The organism is Candidatus Hydrogenedentota bacterium (assembly GCA_012730045.1).
Lineage (GTDB): Bacteria > Hydrogenedentota > Hydrogenedentia > Hydrogenedentales > CAITNO01 > JAAYBR01.
The window spans coordinates 1-11,789 of record JAAYBR010000154.1; the positions used below are offsets into that span (position 1 = coordinate 1).

The 11,789-nt window shown below is 68.1% G+C and carries 4 protein-coding genes; 1 reads left to right on the top strand and 3 read right to left on the bottom strand.

Annotated features, from left to right (window positions below):
- Positions 1-382 precede the first annotated feature (382 nt).
- The 3 genes from GXY15_16705 to GXY15_16715 all read right to left on the bottom strand — a co-directional run bounded on the left by GXY15_16705 (position 383) and on the right by GXY15_16715 (position 10,217).
- Positions 383-1,069: a hypothetical protein gene (locus GXY15_16705; GenBank protein NLV42854.1), complete on the bottom strand. Its 687-nt coding sequence runs from the start codon at positions 1,067-1,069 to the stop codon at positions 383-385.
- Positions 1,070-1,671: 602 nt separating this feature from the next.
- A complete protein-coding gene (locus tag GXY15_16710; GenBank protein ID NLV42855.1) occupies positions 1,672-6,867 on the bottom strand; it encodes a PASTA domain-containing protein in 5,196 nt (1,731 codons plus the stop codon).
- A gap of 527 nt (positions 6,868-7,394) precedes the next feature.
- Complete coding sequence (locus tag GXY15_16715; protein NLV42856.1) at positions 7,395-10,217, bottom strand: hypothetical protein; 2,823 nt, start codon at positions 10,215-10,217, stop codon at positions 7,395-7,397.
- A 253-nt stretch (positions 10,218-10,470) separates the two neighbouring features.
- On the opposite strand from GXY15_16715, the gene GXY15_16720 reads away from it, so the two are divergent.
- Entirely contained in the window at positions 10,471-11,472 is a 1,002-nt protein-coding gene (locus GXY15_16720) for a DUF1559 domain-containing protein (GenBank protein ID NLV42857.1), read from the top strand.
- The last annotated feature ends 317 nt before the right edge of the window (positions 11,473-11,789 follow it).

Genomic DNA, 11,789 nt, shown 5'->3' on the forward strand with positions numbered 1-11,789 from the left:
CGGCAGCTCTTTCCCGGGAACCAAAGCGGCGTCGTTGCCGCCGCACTCCAAAAGGAGACGCCGCGCGCCCCTCTCGTCTCACCACGGCTTCGGCTCCCTCCATCGCCCAAACCACGCGCCCCCTGGGCTCGCCAAGCTCCAGCTTGGCCTCTTGGGTTCTTCCGCGCGGGCTTGGTCGCCCCGTGTTTCCCCGAAAGCCAAGGGGAAGCTTGGCGATCCCAGGGGCGCGGCCTCTCCAGCGAACCCGGTACTTTCTTAGCAGCGAGGCGAAGCAATCTCGTGTCCGCCAGCGCTCGGGTCCGCGCCCACCTGTTCCGGAAATCAGAAACGGCCGGCGGGTTTCCCAGGGAACCCGCCGGCCGAAAAGGCGTCCTGAAAGGGGTTATTTCTCGCGCTCAGGGCGGAGATAGATGTTTTGTCCGGCGTCGAGGCCGGGCGCGGGCTGGCCCGCCACCTCGCCCAGGGGGCTCATGGCGATGTTGAGGTCGCCGAAGGGATCCACCGTGTACACGCCGCGCCACACCAGCGGGGCGGGAAATGCCGGAAGGGCCCCGGCCGGAAGGGTCGCCTCCGTGAAGACGACATTGCCCCCCTCCCAGCGCCAGCCCACGTCCAGAACGGCGCCCTGCTGCACGCTCATCACGTCCAGCACCCGCTCGGCCCACAGGTCCGTGCCGTCCTCGATGTTCACACCCTGCAGGTCGGCCTTGTCGTAGGGTTTGGTCCTGTACTGGCCCGTGACGGTCTGCCGGACCACCTCCTTTGAGTTCTTCAGGGTCTCCGTGCCGTCCGCCGACACCTGCACCACCTGGTACAGGCGCTTGATGCTCCAGGTGAAGGCGCCGCGGTCCGTGTCTTTGTCCAGCTCGCCGAACTCCAGCGTGCTCGTGTCCCAGGTTTCCACCCAGTACGCGCCGTCAAGGTTCGCGCCGCCCCAGTTGTTTCCGAGCTGCGCCGGGGAAATCACCCACAGCCCGAGCAGGTCCTTGTCCGCACCGCCGCCCAGGGGGCAGCCGGACAGCCCGGCAAGCATCAGCGCACCCAGCGAAACCACCAACAGTTTCTTCATCGTCTCTTTCTCCGGTTGTCCGCCGGGGCGGGGCGGGGGTCCTTCTCCCGTCGAAGGCCCGGCCCGCCGTGGCCGCGGCGGTACCCTTGCTTGGCGGGCACTGTACATAGTGTTCGCCGTTTTGTCAAGCCCGGGGCAATCGCACTAGAATCCGAGGACACCTTCTGGATGGAGTGCGTGCACAGCCCCTTGTCCGGCCTCTTCAACGCTGAAAGCGTTGCCGAATATAGCCCGGGGCAGGCCGCCGCCCGAAGGGCCAGACCTGCCCTGGGTTGCCCGGACAGAGAGAATCATGCCCCAGCGGGGCAGCCGAAATTGGGGCGGGAAGTCCCGCGCCGGCCTTGGGGAAAAGGGTGGCCACGGTCGTTTTTCGCGGACCCCGCGCGGGCAAGCCCACGCGAAGAAAGGCGGCAGAAGGCTACCGCACTCCAAGGCGCCGCGCGCTGTGCAAACCCGGGGCCGCGGGGAATGAACGGCGGCCCGCCCGGGTCCTATGCGGATGTCCCGTTGGGACAACAACGGCCAAAACACACATCCGAGGGGCGTTCATGCCGCCCGCAGGCGCTTCTCGCGGGGCCTTTTCGGTGCGATTGCCCTGTTTGTCAAGCCCGGGGACTCCCCCTCAGCGCGGCCAGCAGCACAAGCGCCAGCGCGCCGAGGAAGAGGTCGCCGAGGCGGGTCTTGAGGGTGCCCGGGGTCAGGGACCCCTTGCGGCAGCCGCATCCGCAGCCGTCGGCGGCGGCGAGTTCGGCCTCGCTGAGTTCGCCGTCGCCGTTGGTGTCGAGGGCGGCAAACATCAGGTCCGTCAGGTTTCCTATCCGCACGCGGGCCTCGGCCAGGCTCAGGCCGCCGCTGTGGTCCGCGTCGAGGGCGTCGAAGCCGGCCTCAAGGAGTTCCCGGGCCGTCTCCACGGCCTTCGGGTCCACGCCCAGCGACACGGACAGCGCCACGGCCGTCCCCGGCGCGGCCAGCACCCCCGCCGGGGGATCCTGCCGCACCACCGCGCCCGCAGGCACGAGACCGCTGTGGGTCTCCGTCACCGCGCCCACGGCCAGCCCGGCCGCCATCAGCGCCGCCTCCGCCGCCGCGCGCGGCAGGCGCGCCACGTCCGGAACCGTCACCGAGGCCGGGTCGGCGCCCTTGCTCAGCACGAGGTCCACCCCCGTGCCTGCGGGCACGCGCTGGCCCGCGCCCGGCGTCTGGCCGATCACCTGGCCCGCCGGCGCCGTGGGATGGTAGGCCTCCGTCACGCCGCCTGCGGCCAGCCCGGCGGCCCCGAGCGCCGCCTCGGCGGCGGAACGCGTCAGGCCAATGACCCGCGGCACGGCCACGCCCTGCGGCGCGGGCCCCAGGCTCAGCACGAGGCCCACCGGCGTGCCCGGCGGCACCTGCGCGCCCGCAGCGGGCGTCTGGCGGATGACCCGGTCCAGCGGCACCGTGTCGCTGTGTTCCTCCGTGACCGGCCCGGGGACCAGCCCCGCCGCCGCCAACGCGGACACCGCCGCCGCGCGGGAAAGCCCCGTCACGTCGGGCACCGCCACCGGCGTGGGACCAAGACTCACGACCAGCGCGACCGCCGAACCCGGCGCGACCTGCAGGCCCGCCGCGGGATCCTGACGCAGGATCCGGCCCGCGGGCACCGTGGCGCTGTATTCTTCCGATGCCCCGCCGACAACCAACCCGGCGGCGGCCAGCGCGGCCTCCGCCTCGGAGACGGTCAACCCCATCACATTGGGCACCGGCACGGTCACCGGCGCGGGACCCAGGCTCACCACCAGCGCCACCGCCGAACCCGGCGCGACCTGTATGCCCGCCACGGGATCCTGACGCAGGATCCGGCCCGCCGGAACCGTGGCACTGTGCTCTTCTGTCACCGCGCCTGCCGTCAATTCGGCGGCGGCCAGCGCCGCCTCCGCCTCCGGCACCGTCAGCCCGGTCAGATCGGGCACCGCCACGGGCGGCGGACCCAGGCTCACCACGAAGGCCACCGCCGAACCGGACGCCAGGTAGAAACCCGCCCCCGGCGTCTGCCGGATCACCTGACCGGCGGGCACCTCGCCGCTGTGTTCCTCCGTCACAACGCCCGCTGCCAGTCCGGCCGCCGCCAGCGCGGCCTCCGCCTCCGCGCGGGTGAGGCCGGACAGGTCCGGCACGGCCACGAAGCCCGCCGGGACGAGCTCATACGGGCCCATGTCCACCCCCGCGCCCACGGGACGCGGCACGCCCAGCAGGTCCGCCGCCGGCGCGCCGTCCGGCGTGCCCGTGTCAATGCACGGCGAGCCCGGCATCAGCCGGTAATCGCCCGCGGCCGCATTCGCAAACAGCGGATCCTCGGCGATGTTCCCCTCGCCCTCGTAGCCGCCCTGTATGCACGAGAAACTGGCCAGGGTGTTTGCGAGATATCCGATGCTCCAGATTCCCGCGCCCTCGGGTGCCTCATTTCCCCAAACAATACTGTTTTTCAAGGACGCCTGGGCATATTCCTGATTGTAGAGGGCACCTCCTTGACCAGAGGAGATGTTTTCCGTGAAGGTGCAGTTCACAACCTCCATGCTGGACCCGTAACTGTTCATTATCCCGCCGCCGTTAACCTGCCATCCATATTCTGAGTAGACGGTATTCGCCACGAAAAGGCAATTCATCACCAGGGCCGACGTACGACTGTTCCACAATCCTCCGCCACCCTGCAGTGCGCTGTTCCGCGAGAAAACGCACGCTGAAAGCGAGGGCTTCCCGAAGTGGGAATACACGCCGCCGCCTTCCGTTGAGGTGTTTCCCTCGAAAACACACCTTTCCACGGTGGGGGAGCAGAAGTGGTTGAGCATTGCCCCACCACCCACGACGCCCCGGTTTTCGAAGAAGAAACAGTCGCTTATGGAGGCGTCGCTGTCAGTACAGTAGATGGCCCCGCCATATTGCGCCTCGTTGTCTTGGAAGACACAGTGGGAAACCTTGGGACGGCAGGAGCGGTTGCGCATGCCCCCGCCCTCATAATCCGGCATCGCGTAGCCCCGGGTAATGCTGAACCCGTCCAGCACGGTTTGGTCGGCCCCCTCCACACAGCGGCGGGCGTTCTCGCCGTCCAACACGGTGGGGTAGTTTTCCCAGTCCCGCGCCTCGCGGACCGTTTCCCCGCCCGCGAAGCCGCCGTAGAGGGCGACACCCTCGCGCAGGGTGACCAGCGTGGCGGCGGTGCCGGTGTAGACCCCCTCTCGCACCCAGACCTCGCCGCCCGTGGCGGCGAAGGCGGCGTCCACCGCCGACTGGATGTCGGGATAGGCCGACGCCCAGGACCGGCCGTCCGGGTCCGCCGCCGTGGACGCGGCGTCCACATGGTACAGGTTGTCCGCGAAAACCGCCGTGATCGCCGTGTCCTCCGCCAGCGTGAGGATGATCTCCGGTTCCGTGCTGGAGACGGCCCCCTCCCAATGGGAGAAGGCCTTGGTCCGGCCGCGCCCGGCGCGCAGGGTGACGGTGTCGCCCCGAACGTGGCGGTGGACACCCGCCTCCGGCTGGACAACGCCCAGCCCCTCGGGCTCCACCGAGACGGTGAGCGTGACGACCTCCTCCTCCGTCACCGCGCCCTCATAGGCCCCCATGTCCACCCCCGCGCCCTGGGGACGCGGCCTGCCGAGGAAGTCCGTGTCCGGCGCGTTGGCAGCGGTGCCCGCGTCCAGACAGGGCGACCCCGTCATCAGTTGCAGGCTGCCAGATGGCGCTCCCACCAGCAGCGGGTCTTCGGCGATATTGCCCTCGCCGGGCCAGCCGCCTAGAATGCAGGAGAAGGAGACTGTCGGGGTTGAGTAATCAGTCCTTATCTGCTGTCTTCCCGACTCTGGAACATCCCATAGGATGCAGTTTGCCACTTTCGGGGAACACCAATAGTTATTCAATGCCACCCCGTCGCTCGCTGAATTTCCCCTGAACGTACAGTTGACCAATGTCGCGTCGCTGCGGGAGTTGGTCATGCCGCCGCCAAACCTATCTGCGGTGTTTCCGGAGAAAAGACAGTTGACGAAAAGCGACTGGGAATAATAGTTGTCCACCGCGCCGCCGTCGCGCGTGGCCCGGTTGTACCGGAAGGCACAGTTGGCGACCTTTGGCGAGCAGGCGGGGTTGTGCATGCCGCCGCCGTAGTCGGCGAATCCGCGCTCGACCATGAATCCGTCCAGTATCGCGTTGCTGGCCCCCTCCACGCAGCGTCGCGCATCCTCGCCGTCCAGCACGGTGGGGTTCTTGACCCAGTCCCGCTGTTCGCGGACCGTCTCGCCGCCGGCAAACCCGCCATAGAGCGCCACGCCCTGCCGCATGACCAGCAGGGTGCCCTCCAAACCGGTGTACGTGCCGCCGCGCACCCAGATTTCACCGCCCCCCGCGGCATAGGTCGCGTCCACCGCGGACTGGAGGTCGGAATAGGCCGATTCCCATGACCGGCCGTTGGGCGTCTCTATCGCCGACAGGACGTCCACCCGGTAGATATTTTCGGCAAACACCGCCGTCACCTGGGTGTCGCCCGTGAGCGTGAGGGATGTCAGCAGCTCCGTGCTGGAAAGGCCCCCCTCCCAGCGCACGAAGACGTATCCAAGACCGCGGTCCACGCCGAACGGCACGGTCTCCCCCCGCACCCGGCGGTAGGTTCCCGGCGCGGGACTGATCACGCCCGCCCCTTCGGGTGTCATTGCAACGGTGAGTGTGACCACATCCCCCTCCGCCACAGCCCCCTCGTAGGGACCCATGTCCACCCCCGCGCCCTGGGGTCGCGGCACGCCCAGCAGGTCCGCCGTTGGGGCACCGTCCGGCGTGCCCGTGTCCAGACAGGGCGATCCGGCGCGCAGTTGCAGGCTTCCTTCCGGCGCGCCGACAAAGAGCGGGTCCGTGTCGAGATTTCCGTCCCCTTCACGCCCGCCCCGGACGCAGGAATACGAAACGGACTGTTCGGCGTAATGGGGGCCGATTTCCGGGTCAACCGGAGCGTTGTTGCCCCAGACCACACAGTTGGTCAGAACGGCGGGAGTTATACTGGAGGCCCACACGCCGCCGCCCTCGGACGAGGCCTCATTGCCCGTGAACGCGCAGTTCACCACGACCGGACTGCTGTAGTAGGCGGAGAATCCTCCGCCGTACTGCGCGGCGTTGGCCGTAAACACGCAGTTTTCCAGAGACGGGGAGGATGCCCAGTTGTCCATGCCTCCCCCCATATAGTCCGATCTGTTTCCTGTGAAGACACAATTGACCACCTTTGGAGAACCCTGGTAGTTGTACATGCCGCCGCCGTAACCGGAGGCGATATTCCCCATGAAAACACAGTTCCCCACCACAGGCGAACAGTTGTTGTTGGTCATGCCGTTCCGCCCCCGGATGACGACAAAGCCGTCCAGTGCGGCGTTGTCCGCACCCGTCACGCAGCGCCGCATTCCCTCGCCGTCAATCACAGTGGGGTTGGCCTGCCAGTCCCGGGCATCCTGCGAAACCTCGCCGCCCGCAAAGCCGCCATAGACCGCCACCCCCTCGCGCAGGGACAGGATGGCAGTCTCCAGCATCCCCTTGTACATCCCTTTCCGCACCCAGACCTCGCCACCGGAGGCGGCAGCCGCCGCGTCCACGGCGGACTGGAGGTCGGGGTAGGCGGTGGCCCAGGAAGCGCCGTCGGGCGCGGGGGCTGTGGACGCCGCGTCCACATGGAACACCGCCGCAGGCGCGGCGGCGGCGGTCAGCAGGAAGATTGCGGCGATGACCCATGCGTGCGACGCCCTCCTTAAGAACCCGTTCGTTCCACTGTCACGTCGCGTCGTTTTCATCGTCCTGTCCTCCCATGCCTGTTCCGCCGTCCGGGCGGTCCGTTTGAAAAACGCCGGGGCAGACTGCGCCCCCGGCGTTGCTGTGGTGAATGAAAAGGGCGGCGGGGCGGCGGCGTGTTCCAAGGGGATTTCGCCATTCCTGTGGACGCCTGGCTGAACCCGCATCATACTTCCTCTCCCGTCCGCCCCCCCGGCGGCAGTCCCCCGCCCTGTCCGCCGAGAGGTCACCGGAGCCCGCCCCCTGACCTGGCCGCCCCTGCGCGCCTTCCTGCCGACACGCGGCGACCGTCTTGACTGTACCACAGCCTTTTATGATTGTAAAGGGGGTTAACTAAGAAATGTTCTGTGTTGGGAATCGCTCCTGAAAGGAGAAAAGAATAAGGGGAAAACAGAGAATAACATCCGACGGATCGGTCGGATTGGACCGATCGGTCGGATGGTCAGGCCCCGTCGGACGGGTCAGACGGGTCAGACGGGTCGGACAAGTCGGACGGGTCAGACAGAGGTCTTTTCCCGGGCCTGCCCGGCTATTCCAGCGGGTCTCCCACGGCGCTGATCGTGACCAGGGCGCGGGCGGGGGTGTCGCCGGTGTCTCCGGCGAACTGCACGGTGTTTTCGCCGGTCGCGAGCGCGGGGAGCGCGCCCTGCGGGGTAACCTCACGGAGCACGCCGCCCTCGGGGCCGTAGACCTTGCAGTCGTCCGGGGCGAGGCATTCGAGCCACATGCCGGTCTCGAGTTCCACGGGGAAGGTGACGGTCTCGCCGCCGAGGGTGACGGCGGGGTTGCGCAGGGTCTGTTTGGCGGTCTTGGAAACGGTCACGGGGGAGAGGAGGACGGAGACTTCCTTCCCGGCGGGCAGGCCGGTGAGCCACACGGAGAACGAGGCCACCTGGGCGTGGTCCACCTCCTCGCGGTAGACGTAGTAGTAGTTTCCGCCGTAGGGCCAGGGGTGGTCCTGGACCGTGCCGCCCTCGGGCTCGACGAGGGTGAAGCGCCGCCATCCGGTGAAGTCGAGGCGGACGTAGTGGTCGCCGGTGCCGTTGTGGACCGTGTGCTCGGGGCTGCGGAACTGCACGTTGAGCAGGGCGCCGGAGCCGTCGCCGCGGACCCAGAGGCCGATGGCGAACTTGTCCTTGATGTTCAGGACGGGGTCGAAGCGGCGGCCCGCCTTTGCCCAGGCCTTCTCCGGCGCGGCCATTCCATTGGCCGCCGTGATGCGGACGGCGGGGGCGCCGTCCTCCGTCGTCTCTCCCGAAGGCTCCACGCGCACGGTGACCTCCGGCGCGGCGGTTTCCGTCTTGAAGACCGAGAGGTCGGCGAAGGACTCCAGCACCTGCGTCTCCGCGGCGTCCCCGGCGGCGGCGCCGTGGAGCGGCTGGATGCGGATGCGGGCGGGCTGGGCGGCGTGGGGGTTGGCGACGGTCCACGCGGTGTCCTCGGGCGTGGTGCCCACCTTGTGCCGCTCGCGGTGGACGGGGAGGAACTGGAAATCGCCGCCGGCGCCGCCCTGGAGGGTGAATTCGGCGCCGGGCTCGCGCAGCCGGGCGCGCACCGAGTCGGGCACGCGGCGGGCGAGGCGCAGGGCCTCGTAGTCGCGGAAAATGGGCGCGAGCACCTGGAACGCGGGGGTGGTTTTGATGGTCTTCGGGTCTATGCCCATGAGGGCGATGCCCATGTCGTTGCCGAGGGCCTTGCCCATGAGGTACTCGATGTCGTCGGGAAGCGTCGGCTCGACCTGGGGGTTGTCCTTCCACGTTTTCACGGCCCACCAGCCGAGGGTCATGGGGAGGAAGCTGCCCGCGCCCCCGCGGTTCGCGGCGGCGTGCACGTCAATGAAGCGCTTGTAGGACCGGGCGGGGTGGTCCCAGGCGCCCATGCGCGCGCGGATGCACCACAGGTGGTGGTGGAAGGTGCTCATCTCGAAGAGGGCGGGCCTCTTCAGCCGTTTGGCGATCTCGTGGGCGAAGAGCGCGCCGTAGTGCCAGCCGTTTTCGCGGCCGCCGAGGATGTCCTCGCCGTCCAGCGCGTCGAGGTAGATCATGTCAAAGCCGCACTCGTTGTAGGTGTCCGCCGTGGCCGCGGCGACCTCGGCCAGGAGCGTCGAGTCGGCGTCGGGGGCGAAGAGGCCGAAGCACTCCTTGAGGTGGTGCGCCTGTTCGCCCGCGGAGTGGGCGGCGGCCTTCGTGCCGAGGGCGCCGCGCGCGCAGCCCGTGAAGGCGAAGGGGGCCTCCTTGGTGACGCCGGTGAAGGTGACCAGCTCCTCCCCGATGCGCAGGGTGACGCTGTTGCGCACGAAGAAGTCCGTGATGAGCGACACATCGGCGGTGGACTCCGCCACGGGGATCGTGTCCGCCGCCTCCGGGACGTCCGCCGCGAGCGTGAACGCGCGGAAACTGCCGAGGCGCGGGTCGGGCACGGGGGTGACCCAGGGGACGTCCTTGGCCATGAAGAAGGCATAGGTGTGCAGCCCGGCGGAGATGCCCGCCGCGTGCAGTTTGTCCAGCACGGCGCGCACGCTGTCGCGGCCGCGCGGGAAGAGTGTCGGGTTCGGGCGGCAGTCGCCGAAGCGCAGGGAGGAGCCCGTGTGGAAGTCAATCTGCGTGAGGCCGAGGGTCTTGGCCAGCCCGATCCATTCGTCCGCCGTCTCCTCCGTCAGCGCGCCGAAATCGAAGAGGTACGAGCCCCGCGCGACCTCGGCGTCCAGGGCCCACGGCCCGCCCACGGGCGTCACCCCGGGGGGCGGCTGCGGCAGGTCCTTTGCGTCCGCGAGCGCGGCCTTCAGCGTGCCGCGCAGGCGGTCGGGCGGACAGCCGACGAGGGCGACCGATGCGCCCCCGATGCCGAAGCGGCTGAAACACTCCGCCTTCAGCGCCTTCATCGGGCCGGGGATGCCCTCCACCTTGGTCTTCAGGTTCCGCGCGAGGAGCGCCGTCACGAACGGGTCGTCCAGGGTGCCCGAGAGGGTGGTGGCCAGGTTCAGGAACGTGAGCGCCTCGATCCGCGCGTCGGCGGACAGCACGGTGAAGACGAGCCCGCCGTCCATGGGGGCCGCCTCCACCACCGCCTCCGGCCCGTCCGCGCCGAAGCGCGCGGTAATCCGGCCGCCGTCTCCGGAGACCGCCGTCGCCGGCGTGTCCTTTCCCCCGATGCGCGCCGAGAGGAAGGGAACGCGGGACGCCGGGTCCAGCACATTGCCGGACGCCGGGTTCACCAGCGCGGTGGGCGTTCCGTCCCCGCCCAGCGTCAACTGGTACGTGCCCGCGTCCAGGACCACGTCCGCGCCCGCCGGGAGGGAAAGGCCGGCAAATGCTGCGGACAGGACAAGCAGGGAAAGGAGGGCGTTGCGCATGGCGGCGATTCCTTGTTGTTTCGCAGTCTCCCCTGAGCATGCGGGGCTGGGCGTGTGGAAGTCAATTCTCCCCCCGCGCGGGCAGGAAGGGCGTCCCGGTTATCAGGAAAAACTCCGGTTTATTGGGACATGCCCTATTGCCTTTTTTTCAAATCTGTTCTATACTTTGCTCCGGCATGCGTTTACGCAACGTGCGGGTGTCTCAGGAGAAAAGGGGCGTGGAGGCGTCAACCAACAGTTAAGGAGTCATGTCATGCGACGCAAGGGATTCACACTGATCGAGCTGCTTGTTGTCATTGCCATCATCGGGATTCTCGCCGCAATTCTGCTGCCCGCGCTGGCGCGGGCGCGCGAGGCGGCCCGCCGGGCCAGCTGCCAGAACAACCTGAAGCAGTGGGGCCTGGTGTTCAAGATGTACGCCAACGAGAGCCGCGGGGCGTTCCCACCCATGTACTGCGGCAACTACCAGGACGGCGACGGCGAGTGGCGCACGGGCACGAAGCCCGGGCCCAACCCGATGACCATCTATCCCGAGTATTTGACGGACCCGATGATCCTGTTCTGCCCTTCGGACTCGAACCTGCAGCGCCATATTGAGTGGGCGAAGGACGAGGACACGGGGGACTGGTGCATCACGCAGTCAAACTGGAATGGGATGGCCTGCGCGAACGCGGTGGACGCGAGCTACGGGTATCTGGGCTTCCTGATTGACAAGGCGGGGCCGACGGATCCGACCGTCGCGCTGAACCAGACGATGATTCTCAGCGTTTTGTCCCTGGACCCGTCGATGATGCCGGACCCGGCCACGCTGGTGTCCGCGCAGATCGCGCGGATGGTGGAGAAGGTGCTGACGGGGTTGGTGCCGTGCCTGATGATGAGCCCGGCGGCGACGCCGGCGTGCGGGGGCGGCATCCTGAGCCCGGCGGACAGCGACGTGGACCTTTCCGCGTACACGAACCCGACGCTCGGCAACGCCACCGGCACGACGGTCTACCGGATGCGCGAGGGCATCGAGCGCTTCCTGATCACGGACATCAACAACCCCGGCGCGTCGGCCTCGGCCCAGAGCGAGATATGGTCCATGTTCGACAACCTCGACGTGAAGGCCCGGGCGTTCAACCACATCCCCGGCGGCTGCAACGTGCTGTACATGGACGGGCATGTGGAGTTCATCCGCTATGAGCGCAACGGCGAGGCGCCGGTCAACGAGAGCCTCGGGGTGATCATCGCCATGCTTACGCCGTTGTTCGGGTGACCCACAAGGCAGATGTGGTCTACTTCCCCCCGCGGGGCCGGCAGGACGTGCCGGCCCCACGTTCTTTTCCGGGGGAATTCCGGGGGCAGCCCGCGCCTTGTGGATGCCCGCAGAGCCCGCCTGTTGCGGGAGCCTTTGCGGTTCCCTCATGCGGTGAGACAGAGCTGTGACATTCCGACAAGAGGTTGCTTCGCTTCGCTGCTAATGAAGTAAGTCGGCGAGAACGCCCGCAAAGTAGACGCGCCATCTTGGCGCGTTCTTTGGGCCAACGAAAACCCCAAGAACGCGCCAAGATGGCGCGTCTACTTTTCCGGCCC

Excerpts from the sequence above, each read along its gene's own strand:
- GXY15_16720 (NLV42857.1), top strand. The coding sequence starts at position 10,471 with ATGCGACGCAAGGGATTCACACTGATCGAGCTGCTTGTTGTCATTGCC.
- GXY15_16705 (NLV42854.1), bottom strand. The coding sequence starts at position 1,069 with ATGAAGAAACTGTTGGTGGTTTCGCTGGGTGCGCTGATGCTTGCCGGG.
- GXY15_16710 (NLV42855.1), bottom strand. The coding sequence starts at position 6,867 with ATGAAAACGACGCGACGTGACAGTGGAACGAACGGGTTCTTAAGGAGG.
- GXY15_16715 (NLV42856.1), bottom strand. The coding sequence starts at position 10,217 with ATGCGCAACGCCCTCCTTTCCCTGCTTGTCCTGTCCGCAGCATTTGCC.